Genomic DNA, 18432 nt, shown 5'->3' on the forward strand with positions numbered 1-18432 from the left:
CAATTATGTTTAATAAATTATCCTTAAAAATTGGACTATTATTCTTTGTATTCATGTTAATTATCGAGGTTTTTGTTTATTTTATTCTATATACAAATATAGCAAATGAACGTATTGATGAAGTAATGAATAGTTTATTAGCTCGTGCCAATACACATAGTGCTGTCTTGGAAAACAACTTTAATTCATCCACGTTGGAGCATGTTGCTATCATGGAGTCAGAATCGGAATTTGCTGTTATTATTACCGATGCCAATGGTAACATCATCATTAATTCCGATCCTGTCGAAAAAGAAATGTTTGAAGTAATTGATCATACGGATTATAAGGATATACCCAGTGTAGGAAAAGTAGTAGAACAACGTTGGTCGGAAAAACAATATATAGCGGTTGATAGCCCCATTACTATTGATGAGGAACATCAAGGGCATGTCTTTATGTTTGCTAATACCAATATTGTAAAAAATATGGTTAATCATTTGAGTGATCAATTTGTCATAGTTGGACTAATCACCATTGTTCTAACCATCTTTACCGTTTTTATTCTTTCTCGTTTTATTACGTTACCATTAATGAAAATGAAAGAAGCCACAGAACAACTAAGCAAGGGGAAAAATAAGGTGCAATTACATATGGAACGAAAAGATGAACTAGGTGAATTAGCCAGTTCTATCATGAGGTTATCTAGTGATCTAGAACGATTAAAAAATGACAGAAATGAATTTTTGGCAAGTATCTCTCACGAACTTAGAACGCCATTAACCTACATAAAAGGGTATGCGGATATCATCAGTAAGCAAGACATAACGGACGAAGAAAGAAAAGAATATCTGGATATCATACGGGAAGAAACGGAGCATTTGACAGTTCTGGTTAAGAATTTATTTGACCTAGCTAAAATGGATGAGAATAAGTTTGTAATTAATCGAAAAAGTGTTAGTTTAAGACAACTAATCCAAACGATTGAAGAACGAATTGCTCCAGTAATGGAAGAAAAAAATATTACACTTTCTACTTCATGCCAAGTTAATATCATAGGTAATATTGATCCCGATAGAATCCAACAGGTTTTATTAAATATACTGGACAATGCCAGAAAACATACACCCGATGGAAAGTCTATATCATTAGAGGTAACCCAGAATGATAGTGAAATTACTATAACTATTTCAGATGAAGGGGAAGGAATTCCAAAAGAGGAATTACCATATCTATTTGAACGGTTATACCGTGTAGAAAAATCGCGTTCCAGAGAAAGTGGTGGAACGGGATTAGGATTAGCTATTGCAAAAGAAATTATAGAATCTCACGGAGGTACGATTGAAATCGAAAGTGAACTTGGTAAGGGTACAAGGGTTATTATTCATTTAACAAGAGGTGAATATAATGGTTAAAGCTCTATTAGTAGATGATGAAAAACGAATGTTAGATTTATTAGCATTATATTTGAGACCGCATAATTTTATATGTAAAAAAGCTATTAGTGCTAAAGAAGCATTATCTTTTTTAAAAGAAGAAACTTTTGACATAGTACTTATAGATATTATGATGCCTGAAATAAACGGCTGGAAATTATGCCAAGAAATTAGAAAAGATTCGGACATCCCTATCATTATGGTATCTGCTCGTGAACAGAAAGAGGATATTATAAAAGGGTTAAAATTAGGTGCAGATGATTATGTGACGAAACCCTTTGATGAAGATGAGCTATTAGCAAGAATAGAAGCGGTATTACGTAGAATGAAACCCGCGAGGAAGATTGAAGTAAATGGTCTCTTATGGAATGAGGATGAGTTTGAGTTATCATATAAAAATAATACATTAAAGTTAACGCCAAAGGAATTTACCATGCTAGGTTATTTTATGAGAAAACCAAACCAAGTGTATACTAGAGAACAATTAATTGAATTAATTTGGGGATACGATTCGCACACAGAAGGAAGAACAGTTGATTCGCATGTACGGAACATGCGAGATAAAATTCGTCAATCTGGATTTCCCATAGATGATTATTTAATAACTGTTTGGGGTATTGGATATAAATGGGTAAACAAGCCTTCATTATAGGTATAAAAAGGTCTTTAATACAATTATAAAAGAAGACCTTTTGTTTTGACACAAATCTTTTACATAAAATCATAGCCTAATTAATACTGTACAGGGGTATAGTATGATATAGTATGGATAGAAGGATGAATAATACAGAAAATAATAGGAAATTCATCTAAATATCCATACCAAAGGAGGAGTAATAATGAATAACAAAGGAAATGAAGAGAATCAACACAACCACAATAAGCATAAAGAACATGACCATCATAATCATAATCAACATGAGGAACAAAAACATCACAGTCATCAACATCATAATCATGAACATGAAGATATGCATGGTCATCACAAACATGGACATGAAGAACACAAAAATCACGACCACAGTCATGGACATAGTGGGCATCATGGTGGACACGGCGGACATCACGAACATATGGTAGAAGATTTTAAGAAACGTTTTTGGATATCCCTAGTTTTATCAATTCCTATTTTATACTTATCTCCAATGATTCAAATGCTGATTGGATATGAAGTAAATTTCACAGGTGATACCCTCTTACTTTTCTTGCTTTCCACGATTGTCTTTTTCTATGGTGGAAAACCATTTTTACTTGGTGCATGGGATGAGTTAAAAGAGAAATCGCCTGCAATGATGATGTTAATTTCTTTAGCTATCATCGCCGCTTATGTATATAGCACACTGACAGCATTCTTTATCGAAGGCAGCGACTTCTTCTTTGAACTAGCTACTCTTATTGTAATTATGTTGTTAGGACATTGGATAGAAATGAAATCCCTGATGGGTGCTTCAAAGGCACTGGAAGAGCTAATCAAGTTAATGCCAAAAGAAGCCCATAAACTGGACAAATCCGGAAATATTGTTGAGGTAACAGTCGAAGATTTACAACCGGGTGACCTGATTTTAGTTAAATCGGGTGAAAAGATTCCAATTGATGGTGAAATTTACGAAGGAGAATCTACCGTCGATGAGTCTATGCTTACAGGAGAATCTGTCCCTGTTGAAAAAGGACCCGGAATGGAAGCGATAGGTGGTTCCGTCAATGGTGATGGTGTATTAAAAGTTAAGGTAAGTAAAACAGGAAATGACACCTACCTATCCCAAGTTATTAAATTGGTAAGCGATGCAGAAAAATCGAAATCAAAGGCCCAAGGCTTTGCGGATATTGCTGCTAAATGGTTATTCTATGTTGCTCTTGTAGTAGGGATTATAACCTTTGCAGTTTGGTGGACTAACGGGGATTTAGATTTTGCTTTGGAACGAATGGTTACCGTTTTAATTATTGCTTGTCCACATGCACTTGGTTTGGCAACACCACTAGTAACATCTAGATCTACTTCCATTGCAGCTAAAAACGGCTTGTTAATTCGAAATAGAGTAGCATTTGAAAGTGCATTTAAATTGGATCGCGTGGTGTTTGACAAAACAGGAACACTTACGGAAGGTAATTTTGGTGTTACAGATATCCATCCAAGTGAGGGAATTAGTGAAGAAGAATTATTGAAATTAGCTTATTCTGTTGAAACACAATCAGACCATCCAATTGCTAAAGGAATTGTGAAAGAAGGAAATGATCGTAATTTAAAACCCCTTGATGTAAAGGATTATCAGAATTTAACTGGGAAAGGGTTAGTAGCTAAAATCGGTGATGCAGAAATTGCTGTTATTAGTCCCGGTGCTATGAAAGCAAATAAAATTTCTTTTGATGAAAAAATTTATGACCAACTGGCTTTACAAGGGAAAACAGTCGTATTTGTTCTTAAAGATAATGTCTTACAAGGAATGATAGCCCTAGCTGATATCATCCGTGAATCTTCTTATAAAGTTATTAAAGAATTAAATGACCGTGGCATAGAGACGGTTATGATGACTGGTGACAACACACGTGTAGCAAATTATGTAGGAGAAAAATTAGGTATTTCCAAAGTCATCGCTGAAGTACTTCCCCATGAGAAATCAAATAATGTGAAGTATTTAAAACAAAATGGAAAAAAAGTGGCGATGATTGGAGATGGAATTAATGATGCCCCCGCCTTAGCGGAAGCTGATTTGGGAATTGCTATTGGTGCAGGTACAGACGTTGCGATTGAAACAGCTGATGTCATACTAGTTAACAGTAATCCAGTAGACATTTTAAATATCATTAAATTGTCTAAGGCAAGTCGCAGGAAAATGGTTCAAAATTTAGGATGGGCTGCTGGGTATAACATTGTTGCTATTCCTTTAGCTGCAGGTGTATTGTACAATCTTGGGTTTGTCATAACCCCTGCCGTCGGAGCCGCAGTTATGTCACTCAGTACCATTATTTGTGCAATAAACGCTCAATTATTAAAAATCGATTAATAGAAACAAATAGTTTATGTTTGGCTAAGCATGTATGGTATTGCTTAGCCTTTTATTTTTCTGTAGGTAAATTTCTGTTCATAAATAGTACAAAGAATCTGCTTAATTTCTGCAAACTTGTAACGTAATCTAACAGAGAGTGTCTTTAGATAATACCACCGTTATACTATATTTCTATAAGGAGTGATACATACTTATGAGTTTGGAGGAAACAAAAAAGAAGAAGAAAAATAAAAGGAAAAACAGATTAATTTTTAGAACTTCTATATTAATTGTAATGGTTGGAGCTATTATATTTGCATTAGTGTCCAATATACAAGCGGATAAAACCATTTATCAAGTCGGAGATGAAGCACCTGACTTTGAATTAAAGCAAATTAATAAAAATAATGAATTAGAAACTATACGACTAAGTGATTTTAAAGGGCAAGGTATTATGCTGAACTTTTGGGGTACTTGGTGTAAACCGTGTGAAGAAGAAATGCCTTACATGCAAGAGCTTTATCCCGTATATAAAGAAAAAGGAATTGAAATCATTGCAGTTAGTTTGGATAATACAGAATTGGTTGTAGATCGATTTATTGATAAATATGATCTAACCTTTCCAATTCCCCATGATAAAACAGGAGAAGTCAGGGATTTATACAAAATAGGACCAATTCCAAGTTCCATATTCATTAATCCGGATGGGGAAATTCAAAGGATTGTAAATGGGGCCTTATCATTAGAAAGTTTGGAGAGTTACTTTAAAGAAATATTACCAAAACAATAGACTACGATTTTCTAATAAAGGGGGATAAAATTTTTGAATGAAATAAATATATTTCTAGCTTTTGGTGCTGGTTTCCTTTCTTTTATTTCACCGTGTGTATTACCACTATATCCGGCATTTTTATCTTATATTACCGGAATGAGCGTAAGTGAGATAAATGAAGAAAATAAAAAAATGAATAAAAAAGCTCTTTTACATACCGTTCTATTTTTACTAGGGTTCTCAAGCATTTTTATTATGATTGGTTTTACCACCTCTTATATATCGGAATTCCTATTAACCTACCAAGATGCCATTAGACAAATTGGTGCTATTTTAATCATTTTCTTTGGACTAGTAATTGTTGGAGTATTTAATTTTAAATTTCTAATGAAGGACAAAAAAATAACATTCAAAAATCGCCCCGGAGGTTATGTTGGTTCTTTTATAATAGGAATGGCATTCTCTCTTGGATGGACTCCTTGTACCGGTCCAATATTAGCTATTGTGTTATCATTAGCTGCAACCAACCCCGATGTTGGTATGATTATGATGATTAGCTATGTTTTAGGCTTCTCTATTCCGTTTCTTTTATTGGCATTCTTTATTGGTAAATTAAAGTGGATTAGAAAACATAGCCTTAAATTAGTTAAAATAGGCGGATACGTTATGATCTTTATGGGTGTAGCACTGTTCTTTGACTGGATGACTAAATTAACTTCATTTTTGGCTGGTTGGTTTGGTTTTTATGGATTTTAAATATACTTTCCATAATTTCTCTATTACATTTGCACAAATAATGCACATTTGAGTATTATAATACGTTTTATAGATTTTGTTATAATGTAGAAAATCGTTTAACATAGTAATTGATAATAGCATTTAACTAATTAGATGAAAGAGGAGTCGAATAATATGAAAAAAGGATTATTGGCAGTAATTGGATTATTACTTATTTTAATAGTTGCTGCTTGTAGCGAAAGTGAAAGTACATCAAACGAAAACGAACCACAAGATATCAAGAAAGTGGTCCAAGAATACAGCATCGGGGATACTGATGATGTGTCTGCTTCTATTACTTCTGACGAGCTTATTGTAACTGATAGTGATAATAAAGAGACTACCTACAATCTTCCCGAAGACGAGTTCTTTGTTTCCATCGCACCATTTGTTGAGACAACACACCCTTGTACTAATCATAGCTTAACTGGTTGCCAAGGAGAATTAGTAGAAAAGGAATTTGATGTTTATATTGAAGACGAAGAAGGCAATGTTGTTGTTGATGAAACCATGACTTCATTAAAAAATGGATTTATTGATTTTTGGTTACCACGTGACAAAACATATAACGTGAAGATTCAATATGATGGAAAAACAGCTGAATCTGAGATTTCTACATTTGAAGGGGACAATACTTGCATAACAACAATGCAGTTAATTTAGTCTGGTTCCTCACAAATCCTTTTAACACAAAATATAATCATTTAAAGCAAATAGGAAAATGGATATAAACTTTTATAATAATATTTCTAACAGAACCGAGTCTTATCAAAGATAAGCCACTCGGTTCTGTTTTCTTAATTTACTATTTAATGTCTAATTAAATATTGAATATTAAAATCAAGTGGATCAATATAACTTAATATCAGAAATAATATTGCAATGGTAAAAATCAATAAGAATGGATGTTTAAAAAAGGAAAAGGTTTCTTGGTTAGCTTGTTTACGAATTGATTCTTCTGCTGTATATAAAACAAGTAATAAAATCATTGTTATCATCAAAGCCATTATATTGATGATTGCATTTGGCCTTGTCATAGCTACCATGTCTCCTAGCATTGCTCCCATCATTCCCCCATTAGTCCAGATAGTATTCCGTCAATGACAGCAGGTAGACCAATAGGTATTCCTGCAAGAAACCCAACAACCACTCCAATTAATATAGAGTAAACTGTTGATTGAAACAAATCACCATGAAAAGCCACTCCTAGAATGGTTCCTATTAAAATCCCCACCGACATCCCTAATGACATAGAAATCAACATCCCGTTCATTTTTGTTAGCCATTTTCGGTGATTCGTCACATATATTATGGTTGTTACAACTTGGGTGGTACACAACAAAAGTATAAAAAGTAAAGAAATTGACATTATTACAACTCCAATCATAGTATGTATGTCCACTTTTATTGTATTCACTGTTGGATTGCAATATGATATACCCCTATAGGGTAGAAGGATTAACCTTATGAAACAGTATATAGAAGGTTTGATTTAGTTAGCCAAGCCTAGTTCCTAATTAGCAGAACAAACACCATGATCAGTTTTAGGTCATTTTTAGATCGGGTAAATATTTCAGATGAAATATTATACTTTAAGTTAGATTAGCTTCCTATTATCCTGTTAAATTTAAAATCACAACTTCTAAATGTTCTCCATAAAATCTCGATAATTTTTAGGTATGATTTATTTAAGAAAGGAGATGTAATAAATGAAAAAATTATTAATAGGTATTTTAACCGGAGCCGTACTATTAGGAAGTGCTTCATTTGTTGCGGCCGAATCAAATGGAAGTGGAATCTTAAACTTTGAGGAGATGAAACCACATATTGAAGAAATGCATCCTAATTTATCACCAGAACAGCAGGAAGAAATGTTCAACAACTGTCATGGCGAAAATGGTATGATGCAAAACAATACTGAATTCCGTGATACGATGCATGATTTATAGTTTAAAGAGGTGTTCCCGTATGGTTGGGATGATGAGTATGAAGGTTCATAGGTTACTGGGATGGATACTTAACCTTGCATCCATCGGTATTGTTGTGTATTATGCCACCAAATTAGCATTGAAAAATAATCATAAAAATTAATAGTAACTTACAATCCCTTTTAAGTGGTAAATGTCCCCTTAGTAGGACGACAACTAATTGACCATTTAGATAATAATAAAGAAGCCGCCACCCTTTGATCTGCTAAATCAAAATAAGGGTGACGGTTCGCTATGCAAAGTAAATACATTTTTGTTTATCCAGAAATAATTCATTCAGAACAACATTATCATGCTAACTAAAAATGCCAGCAGCATTCTCGGTATTTTTAAGATGTTTGATTTCTAGGATTAAAATTTGCCCCATTTGTTAAATTAGGAATGAAAATAAAGCGTTGAATGTACCATTCTCAAACATGATATAAATCCCTAGCCCTATAAATACAATAGGGACAATCCAACGTTCATATTTCTCAATTTTTTCTGATACAAAATCCAAAGAAGCTAAGCGATAGCTGACATAACATAGAACCCCAACCATAATGAAGAAGACAATACTAGCAATAAGTATTTCAACCGTGTTTAATGCCGTGAAATAAGGTATATAAATAGAAAAGTCATCTGCACTGGAAGACAGCACAATAAATATGACTGTTATATACAATTTATTAAACCGATTTGAGGAAAATAAAGATAATATATTGCTTTCATCTTCATCCTCCTCTCCCTTGATCCAAATCTTAATCCCCAGATAAAGTGGAATAAGCCCTAGAAGACCTAAAACCCATTGCTGAGGGATTAACCATGTAATACCTAGAGCGACTAAAAGACTTGCTACTATAATAATTGCTGTACCTATGTATTGTCCAATCCATATATGTTTTGCTTGACCTTTTTTTATTTGCGAAAATAAAAGGATTAATATAATAAGATAATCAATTCCTGTTGCTACATAAACTGCAACTGCTGTAAGTGCCGTTGTAATCATTTTTTCATCTCCAAGTTTTGGGGTAGGGCTTTTCAATAAGAAGAAAAGCCCTGAGATTGCAAATTTAGTTAATATTTATCTTCTTCCACTCGCATTAGTCTTAAACCATTCAATGCTACTAAAAGAGTTGCTCCCATATCTGAAAGGATGGCAATCCAAAGTGTTAGCCAACCGGGGATAACCAATAATAAGGCAATGAATTTAATTGCTAATGCGAAGGTGATGTTTTGCTTAATTATAGTAAGTGCTTTTCGGCTTAGTTTCACAGAAAATGGAAGTTTTCTTAAATCATCTCCCATTAAAGCTACATCTGCTGTTTCAAGGGCAGTATCTGTCCCTGCTCCACCCATTGCAATTCCAACTGTAGAGGCAGCTAACGCAGGGGCATCATTGACACCATCCCCAACCATCGCTACGTTGCCATATTTAGATCTCAATTGTTTAATAAATTCTAATTTATCTTGAGGCAATAGTTCTGCTTGAATATCCGTTACCCCAACATGACCTCCAATTGCATTGGCTGTACCTTTGTTGTCACCTGTAAGCATGATGGTTTTTTTGATTCCAAGTTGATGTAACTTTTGAATGATTTCCTTGCTGGATTCACGTACTTCATCGGCTACTGCAATGACAGCAAGTATTTCTTTTTCAGTTCCAACCATCATTGCGGTTTTACCTTGATTTTGTAGGTTCTTAACAATTTGCTCTTGTTTATTATTAAAGTCAACTGACAGATTCTCAAATAATTTCGGATTTCCAATGTAGTAAGTCGTACCGTTGATAGTCCCCTTAATTCCTTTTCCTGTGATAGAAGAGAAATCATCCACGATTACATGAGTGTAGGAAATGTTCTCCTCATCTGCTTTTTTCATAATAGCTGAAGCTAGAGGATGCCCGGAACGATATTCTAATGCAGTAATGATAGACAACATATCTTCTGCATTTACCTGATTGTTCAACATTTTAAAATCTGTTACAACTGGAACTCCTTTTGTAAGTGTACCCGTTTTATCAAAAGCTATTGCTTTTAAAGCACCCATTTCTTCTAGATAAATTCCGCCTTTGATAAGCACACCTTTTTTAGCTGCATTTCCAATTGCTGAAACAATAGAAATAGGAGTTGAAATAACTAATGCACAGGGACAACCAACGACCAATACTGCTAGCCCTTGATAAACCCAAGTTCCCCAGCTGCCACCAAATAATAATGGTGGTACTACAGCTACCAGCCCTGCGATAATCATAATAATAGGCGTATAATATTTTGCAAATTTATCTACAAACGCTTGAGAAGGCGCGCGTTCCCCTTGAGCTTCTTCAACAAGGTGAATGATTTTGGAAATTGTTGTATCTTCAACAAGCTTTGTTACTTTAACTTCAAGTATTCCCTCTTCGTTTAATGTACCTGCAAAAACTTCATCATCCACTGTTTTCTCAACTGGGACTGACTCGCCTGTAATAGTTGCTTGATTAACAGCCGAGTAACCATGTACTACTACACCATCCATAGCAAGCTTTTGACCGGGTTTCACAATCATAATATCGCCAACAGCAATATCATCAACATGAATCATCATTTCTTGCCCATTTCTTCTAACAAGCGCCTCTTTCGGAGCAATATCCATTAAAGATCGAATTGATTGTCTTGCTCGGTCCATAGAGAAACGTTCTAAAGCTTCACTAATTGCAAAGAGAATAACAACAATTGCACCTTCTGCCCATTCTCCAATAATAGCTGCTCCAATAATAGCCACTGTCATAAGAGTTTTCATGTCAAATTCAAAATGTAGTAAGTTTTGAAACCCGACTTTAAAGAGTGAATATCCCCCAATAACGATGGCTGCTGCAAACAAAAGGGAAGTAATAATATTATCTTCTCCATTAACAAAATGAGAAATATAACCAAAAACAATTAATAAAGAAGCATATAGTAACGTACTGTGTTTTTTATAAAATGGCTCTTTTTCTTCTTTAACCTCTTTTTTCTCTTCCCTTAATGGTTTATCTGGAGCGACTTTAAGGTTTTCAAAAGCACCAGCTTTTTCTAATTCCTCGATAGTTGTATTCCCATATACCTCAATTTTAGATGCACCAAAATTTACTTTTGCATCATGAACCCCTGATAATTTTTTTACATTCTTTTCGAATTTACCTGCACAATTAGCACATGAAAAGCCTTGTACTCGGTAGGAAGTCATTTCCACTTCAGACCGTTCAGCTTGTTCAGACATTTACCTCCACCTCTTTCTTATGTGTTAATGCAATCATCATAATTTGTTTGATATGTTCGTCGTTTAATGAGTAAAAGGAAAGCTTTCCTTCTTTTCTATAGTTGACAATCCTTTGCTTATAAAGTGTTCGTAAATGATGAGAAGCATTAGCAACTGTAACGCCTAAGATATTAGCTATATCACAAACACATAGTTCATCTTCCTGACACAAAGCATAGGTGATTTTTGCTCTATTTTCGTCGGCAATTGCTTTTAACATTTGAGAAACACCTGAAATATCTACTGTTTGTAGATCACCCTGTATTCGATTAACCTTTTCCTCGTCATAACAAAAAATTTCACAAGTATCTTTCTTATTCAATTCATCACCTCATTCAAGTATTCGCTTGATTATATAATAACTTTTTCCAGCACAACATTCAAGCATATACTTGAATGAAATAAAAAAGAAATGGGTATTTCCAATTCTAAAAAGTACTTCTTCAATTTCCCATTTAAGTCAAACAATCACATAAGGTCCCATTTCTCTTATCTAGTATTTCATTGTAATATCAGTATGAAGGAGGATTAGATATGGATATATCAAGAGTTGCAATTTATGCTCGTGTAAGCACAGAAGAACAGGCAAAAGAAGGTTTTAGTATAGCCGCGCAACTTCAAACACTTCGGCAATATGCTCAAATTTATAACTGGGAGGTGATTGATGAATATGTCGATGAAGGAATTAGTGGTAAATCCGTAAAAGGACGGCCTGAAATGAAAAGACTAATTAAAGATGTAGAGAATGAGAGATTTGATGCTGTAATAGTTTGGAAAATTTCCCGACTTTCAAGAAATATGCTAGAAACACTCATGATTCTAGATAAGTTTGAAAAATACAACGTGAAATTTATATCCTACTCAGAAAACTTTGATACCAGTAGTCCTATAGGTCGTTTAGTACTTCAAATTATGGCCTCAATCGCTGAAATGGAGCGAAATACATTAGCGGAAAACGTTAAGCTTGGGATGAAACAGAGAGCTTTGGAAGGGAGATGGAACGGCGGGGTTGTATTTGGATATGACACTGTTAAGAAGGAGCTAGTTATCAATGAAAAGGAAGCTGAAGTAGTACAGTTAATCTATCATATGTATGCAAATGGCAAAGGGCTAAGAGCGATTTCTAACCACTTAAATAAAGCTGGATATAAAACCAAGCGTAATCGTTATTTCTCCATCAATGGAGTAGCACAAATCCTAGACAATGTAATATATAACGGTAAAATCAGTTGGCTAAAATTTGAAAATTGGGATTCCAAAAGAAGAAAAGGGAAAAATCCAAATCCTATTCTTGTAGAAGGAAAACATGAACCTATTATTTCGGACGAACTATGGAGCGTTGTACGAGCAAGGAGAAAAAGTAAATCATTTAAGCAGCGTCAATCAAACGAACCATTTTTAATAAGTCAGCTTTTACGTTGTCCTGATTGTGGTCAAGGAATGGTGCCATCAATAACAACTTATACACGAAAAGATGGGACGAAACGAAAACATCGTTATTATGTCTGTAGCGATTTTCATAATAAAGGATCTGCTGCTTGTAAAGCTAATTCCATTAAAGCATATGAAGCAGAAGATACAGTTATTAAAAGGATCCAACAATTTTGTTCTAATAAGAAAAAACTTTATAAGACACTAACAGAAATAAGTTCAACTTCTGCCCATGCGATAAAACGGCTTAATATAGAACTAGAAGAGATTGAAAAACAACTAAAGGAAATAGAACAATTACAAGCAAAGTATATGGAAGCCTTTGAGAAAAACACTCTCCCAATAGATATTCTGCAAGAAAGATTACAAAAGGTTTCCGATGATAAAAGGGGGTTCGAACAAAGAAAAAATGAGGTTATAATGCAATTAGGTTCTATCGACTCAAAAGTAATTCAACCAGATTTGATTGAAAAATTACTGAAGAAATTCCTATCTGTTTACAAGAAGACATCTAGGGAAAATAAAAAACAATTACTTCAGTTGTTAATCAATAATATCTCAATCAAGCAAATAGATAAATCTAGAACCATAAAAAACATAGAACTTGAATTTGATTTTACTGAACTGAATATATCGAAAACCTTTATACTAATCCACTTGTTGTATCGAGAAACGGATAATGAACATACATTTTCAATACCCGCTTCCGATAAAGAATTACCACCTTATTTACAAAAGTTTTTGCCTCTATTTGTGGTACGGTTCCCCCTGCATAATCTTAAACCCCCGATAAATCTGCTCTAACAAAATCAGTCGCATAAGCTGGTGGGGGAAGGTCATTTTTGAAAATGAAAGAGCATAGTCACTTCGCTTTCGAACATCGTCACTCAGACCTAGGGAGCCACCGATGACAAAAGTAATTTTGCTTTTTCCATAAGTTGCTAGGTCTTCAAGCTTTTCGGCTAATTGTTCAGATGTAAGCATTTTACCTTGTAAATCAAGTGTGATGACATAAGTATCGGGTGTGACCTTAGCTAAGATGCGATCGCCTTCCTTTTGTTTTACTTCCTGTTCTTCACTGGCACTTAATGATTCAGGTGCTTTTTCATCGGGTACTTCAATGATTTTTACTTTTGCGTAAGCGCTTAGTCGCTTCAAATATTCGGCTATGCCTTGTTTTAAATATTTTTCTTTTAATTTTCCAACAGAAACAATTGTGATATTCATATATGTTCGTCCTTTTTAATTGTCGTATTTTCATCTAGTGTAACAAACATATCATATTTCTCTAAATAATATATGCCGCTACTATAGATACCTGTCTATAAATAAAGGACGATACTTTTTAACAATAAATGTATCGTCCTTTTTCTTGTCATCTCGTTAGCCTAAATCACTAAAAATGAGATGTCTTCTAGAAAAAATAAGCTCAAAATCTCTTATCATTTATTAAATTTATGTTTCGCTAATACGGTTGCAATATCATCTTGAATATCTGTTAAGGAACTGCCGATTTGGTTATTAATTAAAATTGAAAAGATAAGTTTCTCACCATCGGCTGATGTGACATATCCGGATAATGTATTAACTCCTGTTAATGAGCCTGTCTTTGCTTTGACATTACCTTTTGTCGGCTCTTCTGTCATACGGAATCGTAATGTTCCACCGACTAAGCGTTCCGATTCTCCGGCAACAGGTTGAGCATTTTCAAAAATATCAAACCACGGTTCTGATTGAACAGTGTAGAGAAGTTGAGTAAGCGCATCGGTAGTGACAAGGTTTTTATGTGACATACCGCTCCCATCACGTAGTAAAACATGTTGTTTATTCATCCCGTAAGATTCAATCGTATCTTCCATAACTTCAAGACCTTTATCCCAACTTCCCTCATCATAAACGATGCGCCCCATTTCTTTGACAAGGGTTTCTCCATGGCCATTGTTACTTAATTTCATGAAAGGAATCATCAACTCTTCTAAAGTTATTGATTTTTTGGATGTTAATGTTGTTAATTTTTTAGGAGCAATGCCTTTTTTCTGTTTATGTTTTCCAATGAATGTAATATCTTGTTCAGTTAATGATTTATGAAAAACGTCTAATGTATATAATGCTGGGTCCCAAACGGTACGCCAGACACGTGTTTCATTCGCCCCGACTGGAATGGTTCCATTAATAATCATACGATTTGTGCCATGTTCACGTTCGACTGTTATTTTACGATCAGCATCTTTCGCCACTGTTTTAGCGCGATTAACAATTTCTATCACATCTGTCTCTGGCGTTAACTTGACTGTCGGGGGATCGTTTATTTCTTTACCAGGGAATACTTCGACAATCACTGTGCTTGCATCATAATCATCATTCGGTGAAAGTGTTAAAGCTGATATTGGAGCACCTGGATAATTTTCCTCATCTGACCAATTGAGATCTTGTGAATAACGGACATCGTCATACCAGCTTTCGTCTGCAATTAAATCTCCCTTAATTTTTTGAATACCTTTTGCTTTTAAGTCTTTAGCAAATTGATCAAGATCTTCCTTTAATAAAGTTGGATCACCTTGACCAATCATATAAAGATTACCTTGTAGAACTTGTCCTTTAATGTTCCCATCTGTTGCAATTGTCGTATTAAATCGATAATCTGGTCCTAACACATTGAGTGCAGTCACTCCTGTTATTAATTTCATATTTGAAGCTGGGTGTAAATGTAGTTGTCCATTCTGTGTATAGATGAGTTCGCCATCTTGGGCGCGCCGGACACTTACACCGATACTGACCCCGTCCAATCGTGGATCACTTAAAATTTGGTCGATCTTTTTCTTTAATGATTCGTCTGTCATTTGCTTTGCTTGTGATATTTGGCGTGATGATGTTTTAGAAGCGATGGCTTCTGATGATTTTGCCGCGGTTGCTTGTGAAGGGTTTGTCTCATGGTGTGGAAATAACGTAAGCCCAAAACATAATAAAATAACAATAAAATAGCGCCACTTTCTTACAATTGGCATCTTCATTACAAAACCCCTTTCTGATATATTTAAATTATCTCACTATTACTTTATTTAAATATACCATTATTTATTAGAAAAAGCATGTTTATATGATAAATATGTTAAAATAAATAAAATTAAATGATCGCTTTAAAGGGGGAGACTTTGCTTGTTTGTTTATGAAGTTGATGAAGAGATTATATTAAAGATGATGAATACAATGAATGCCGAAAGATTATTTGAAATTACGGATCGCTCACGGGATTATTTAAAAGAATGGTTGCCTTGGTTAGATCATACAACAAAAGTTGAACATTCGAAGCATTTTATTGAGCAAGCTTTTCAAAGTCATGCAGACCGACGTGCATTAATATCAGGTATTTTTTATCACAATGAGTTGGTCGGTGTGATTTCTTATAATTATTTTGATTGGACAAATCGAATCGGCTATATCGGATATTGGCTGGATCAACATTATCAAGGAAAAGGAATTATAACACGTTCTGTTCACGCGTTAATAGACTATGGTTTTGACGTGCTTAAATTAAACCGCATTGATATTCGAGCAGCAGTTGAAAATAAAGCGAGTCGGGCTGTTCCAGAACGACTCGGATTTAAACGAGAAGGCGTTCTTCGCCAATCGGAGTGGCTTTATGACCATTATGTTGACCATGTCGTTTATAGCATGCTTGCTCACGAATGGCAAGATAAGTAAATACATCTCTAAAGATTTTTTAGTGATTTATAAACATCTATGCTGTATGCTCTTCAAATCATTATGTATTACCCGGGAAATATCGACATCATTTTTGTAAAGATAAGAAGTCACTCAACCTTTTATGATTGTTGGGTGACTTCTACACCTTAGTATCGTTGTGTAACAAAAAACAAGTAAAGGTAAGGTATTAGCCTTCCCTCCACTTGTTTATTTTCAAGGAATGACTCAATCATCCCTAATTCATTTGGACATGATGAAGTTGAGCAAATAAACCATTACGCTTTACGAGTTCATCATGTTTACCTTCTTCCTCTATCCCGTTCTCTGTAATAACCATAATACGATCTGCATTTCGAATGGTTGCTAAACGATGTGCAATGACAATCGTTGTTCGATCCTTTGATAGATCTTCCAATGCTTCTTGAATAATGCGTTCTGTTTCTGTATCAAGAGCTGATGTTGCTTCATCAAGAATTAATATCGGTGGATTTTTTAAAAACATCCGTGCGATGGCGATGCGTTGTTTTTGACCACCAGATAATTTTAAGCCTCTTTCACCTACTTCTGTTTCATAGCCGTGTGGGAGTTTTTGAATAAATTCATCTAGATGAGCACGTCGAGCTGCTTCTTCAATTTCGCGATCTGATGCATGTAAATTCCCATAAGCAATGTTTTCGCGAATCGTCCCTGTAAATAAAAACACATCTTGTTGAACGATGCCGATTTGTTTTCTTAAGGAATGTTTCGTCATATCTCGAATATCAATACCATCAATTGTAATTTGTCCACTATCCACATCATAGAAACGTGGAATCAATGATGCAATCGTTGTTTTACCTGCACCAGATGGACCGACTAAGGCAACTGTCTCACCTGCTGTTATATTAAAACTCATCGCTTTTAAAATCGGTCCTTGTTCTTTCTCATAACCAAATGTCACCTTATGAAAGGAAATATATCCTTGGAGTGCTTTAACATCTTTAGCGTCTTTCCGATCGACAACATCTGGATCTTCGTCAAGTAGTTCACAAAATCTTTTAAATCCGGCCATTCCTTTTGGATACAATTCAAGGAGAGCGGTAATCTTTTGAATCGGTTTAAATAGAACATTTGTAAACAAGACAAAGCTAACAAGTTCACCATACGTCATCTTCTGTTGGAATGTAAGCCAAGCTCCAACAACTAAGACAATGAGTATCATTAAATGCATCATTAAATAGATACTAGAATTTACTCTTGCCATAACACGATATGCACCTAACTTCGCTTTACGGAAATTTCTATTTTCTCTTGTAAAGCGGCTCATTTCATACGCTTCATTTGTAAAAGATTGAACGACACGTGCTCCTGAAACAGCATCCTCTACTTTTCCGTTTATTTCAGCAATTTCTTCATACATCTTCTTCCATGCCCGGCTCATCTTCATATTACTATAAGCCATCAGGAAAATAAGAATCGGTACAATAAATAATAAGATAACTGATAAATGAATATTAATATTAAACATTAAAATAAAAGCACCGATAAACGTCATCGTAGCAATAAAGAAATCTTCTGGTCCATGATGTGCCAGTTCACCAATTTCAAATAAGTCATTCGTAATTCGACTCATTATATTTCCTGTCTTCGTATTATCAAAAAACTTAAAGCTTTGTTTTTGAACATGGGCAAACAGTTCCTGCCTTAGATCTGTTTCAATATTAAGGCCTAATTTATGTCCCCAATATGTCACAACATATTGCAATGCAGAACTTAATAAGTAAACTAATAAAAGCAAAATACCGACAGCAATGATCATATTCCAATTGCCACCTGGAATAAGGTCATCAATAAACGTCTGTACGGCAACTGGAAACACAAGCTCTAACAATGCAACAATTACAGCACTTGTAAAATCAATGAGAAACAACCGACGATGTGGTTTATAGTATGAAAAAAATCGTTTCATCATGATGCATTCACTTCCTTCCAAATTAAACACACAATATATCCACAAAGTTATCCACATATGCACAAATGTTCCCACTTATATTGTGTGAGAAAAAATGTTCGCTACTAAACCTAGGGATAACGACTATTTATCAACAGTTTGTGGATAACTT

The 18432-nt window shown here is 34.6% G+C and carries 17 protein-coding genes; 9 read left to right on the forward strand and 8 right to left on the reverse strand.

Annotation, left to right across the window (positions count from 1 at the left end; genetic code table 11):
• The first annotated feature begins 5 nt into the window (after positions 1 to 5).
• The 6 genes from HNQ35_RS08295 (at position 6) to HNQ35_RS08320 (ending at position 6611) form a co-directional block, all read left to right on the forward strand.
• Entirely contained in the window at positions 6 to 1394 is a 1389-nt protein-coding gene (locus tag HNQ35_RS08295; RefSeq protein WP_146937141.1) for a HAMP domain-containing sensor histidine kinase, read from the forward strand.
• Positions 1387 to 2067, forward strand: coding sequence for a response regulator transcription factor (locus HNQ35_RS08300; RefSeq protein WP_146937143.1), 681 nt, complete (start codon positions 1387 to 1389; stop codon positions 2065 to 2067). The genes HNQ35_RS08295 and HNQ35_RS08300 overlap by 8 nt, the downstream gene beginning before the upstream one ends.
• Positions 2068 to 2254: 187 nt before the next feature.
• Positions 2255 to 4417 (forward strand): copper-translocating P-type ATPase, encoded by a 2163-nt coding sequence (locus tag HNQ35_RS08305; RefSeq protein WP_146937145.1) that lies wholly within the window; start codon positions 2255 to 2257, stop codon positions 4415 to 4417.
• A gap of 196 nt (positions 4418 to 4613) precedes the next feature.
• The gene (gene resA, locus HNQ35_RS08310) at positions 4614 to 5189 is read left to right on the forward strand and encodes a thiol-disulfide oxidoreductase ResA (protein ID WP_040047918.1); all 576 of its coding nucleotides are present in this window, start codon (positions 4614 to 4616) and stop codon (positions 5187 to 5189) included.
• Positions 5190 to 5222: 33 nt separating this feature from the next.
• Positions 5223 to 5927, forward strand: a complete 705-nt coding sequence (locus tag HNQ35_RS08315) for a cytochrome c biogenesis CcdA family protein (protein WP_040037827.1) — start codon at positions 5223 to 5225, stop codon at positions 5925 to 5927.
• A gap of 156 nt (positions 5928 to 6083) precedes the next feature.
• Complete coding sequence (locus tag HNQ35_RS08320) at positions 6084 to 6611, forward strand: CueP family metal-binding protein (protein ID WP_040037828.1); 528 nt, start codon at positions 6084 to 6086, stop codon at positions 6609 to 6611.
• Between the two features lie 146 nt (positions 6612 to 6757).
• Here the strand turns inward: HNQ35_RS08320 and HNQ35_RS08325 are convergent, their stop codons facing one another.
• Together HNQ35_RS08325 and HNQ35_RS08330 are read right to left on the reverse strand one after the other, a co-directional pair.
• Entirely contained in the window at positions 6758 to 7015 is a 258-nt protein-coding gene (locus HNQ35_RS08325) for a hypothetical protein (RefSeq protein ID WP_052725892.1), read from the reverse strand.
• Positions 7015 to 7200, reverse strand: a complete 186-nt coding sequence (locus HNQ35_RS08330) for a hypothetical protein (RefSeq protein WP_146937149.1) — start codon at positions 7198 to 7200, stop codon at positions 7015 to 7017. Before HNQ35_RS08330 ends, HNQ35_RS08325 begins: the two co-directional genes overlap by 1 nt.
• A gap of 457 nt (positions 7201 to 7657) precedes the next feature.
• On the opposite strand from HNQ35_RS08330, the gene HNQ35_RS08335 reads away from it, so the two are divergent.
• Positions 7658 to 7897 carry a hypothetical protein gene (locus HNQ35_RS08335; RefSeq protein WP_040036846.1) on the forward strand — a complete coding sequence of 80 codons (240 nt, stop codon included), beginning with the start codon at positions 7658 to 7660 and terminating at the stop codon, positions 7895 to 7897.
• 409 nt (positions 7898 to 8306) lie between these two features.
• Here the strand turns inward: HNQ35_RS08335 and HNQ35_RS08340 are convergent, their stop codons facing one another.
• The 3 genes from HNQ35_RS08340 to HNQ35_RS08350 form a co-directional block, all read right to left on the reverse strand.
• Complete coding sequence (locus HNQ35_RS08340; RefSeq protein WP_146937151.1) at positions 8307 to 8924, reverse strand: CadD family cadmium resistance transporter; 618 nt, start codon at positions 8922 to 8924, stop codon at positions 8307 to 8309.
• A 68-nt stretch (positions 8925 to 8992) separates the two neighbouring features.
• On the reverse strand, positions 8993 to 11155 hold the full coding sequence (locus HNQ35_RS08345) for a heavy metal translocating P-type ATPase (protein ID WP_146937153.1): 2163 nt from the start codon (positions 11153 to 11155) through the stop codon (positions 8993 to 8995).
• Positions 11148 to 11516 carry an ArsR/SmtB family transcription factor gene (locus tag HNQ35_RS08350; RefSeq protein ID WP_040047916.1) on the reverse strand — a complete coding sequence of 123 codons (369 nt, stop codon included), beginning with the start codon at positions 11514 to 11516 and terminating at the stop codon, positions 11148 to 11150. The genes HNQ35_RS08345 and HNQ35_RS08350 overlap by 8 nt, the downstream gene beginning before the upstream one ends.
• A gap of 212 nt (positions 11517 to 11728) precedes the next feature.
• Here HNQ35_RS08350 and HNQ35_RS08355 point away from each other — a divergent pair, with 212 nt between their 5' ends.
• On the forward strand, positions 11729 to 13429 hold the full coding sequence (locus tag HNQ35_RS08355) for a recombinase family protein (protein WP_146937155.1): 1701 nt from the start codon (positions 11729 to 11731) through the stop codon (positions 13427 to 13429).
• Here HNQ35_RS08355 and rlmH read toward each other — a convergent pair.
• Positions 13373 to 13852 (reverse strand): 23S rRNA (pseudouridine(1915)-N(3))-methyltransferase RlmH, encoded by a 480-nt coding sequence (gene rlmH, locus HNQ35_RS08360; RefSeq protein WP_146937157.1) that lies wholly within the window; start codon positions 13850 to 13852, stop codon positions 13373 to 13375. The two genes, HNQ35_RS08355 and rlmH, sit on opposite strands and share 57 nt — an antisense overlap.
• Positions 13853 to 14067: 215 nt before the next feature.
• Complete coding sequence (gene dacB, locus HNQ35_RS08365; RefSeq protein ID WP_146937159.1) at positions 14068 to 15636, reverse strand: D-alanyl-D-alanine carboxypeptidase/D-alanyl-D-alanine endopeptidase; 1569 nt, start codon at positions 15634 to 15636, stop codon at positions 14068 to 14070.
• Positions 15637 to 15781: 145 nt separating this feature from the next.
• Between dacB and HNQ35_RS08370 the strand changes: the two genes are divergently transcribed.
• Positions 15782 to 16327: a GNAT family N-acetyltransferase gene (locus HNQ35_RS08370; protein WP_146937161.1), complete on the forward strand. Its 546-nt coding sequence runs from the start codon at positions 15782 to 15784 to the stop codon at positions 16325 to 16327.
• A gap of 238 nt (positions 16328 to 16565) precedes the next feature.
• On the opposite strand, the gene HNQ35_RS08375 is transcribed toward HNQ35_RS08370, so the two are convergent.
• Entirely contained in the window at positions 16566 to 18281 is a 1716-nt protein-coding gene (locus HNQ35_RS08375) for an ABC transporter ATP-binding protein (protein ID WP_146937163.1), read from the reverse strand.
• Positions 18282 to 18432: the final 151 nt, after the last annotated feature.

Origin of the sequence: Cerasibacillus quisquiliarum, assembly GCF_014202495.1 — a bacterium.
Lineage (GTDB): Bacteria > Bacillota > Bacilli > Bacillales > Amphibacillaceae > Cerasibacillus > Cerasibacillus quisquiliarum.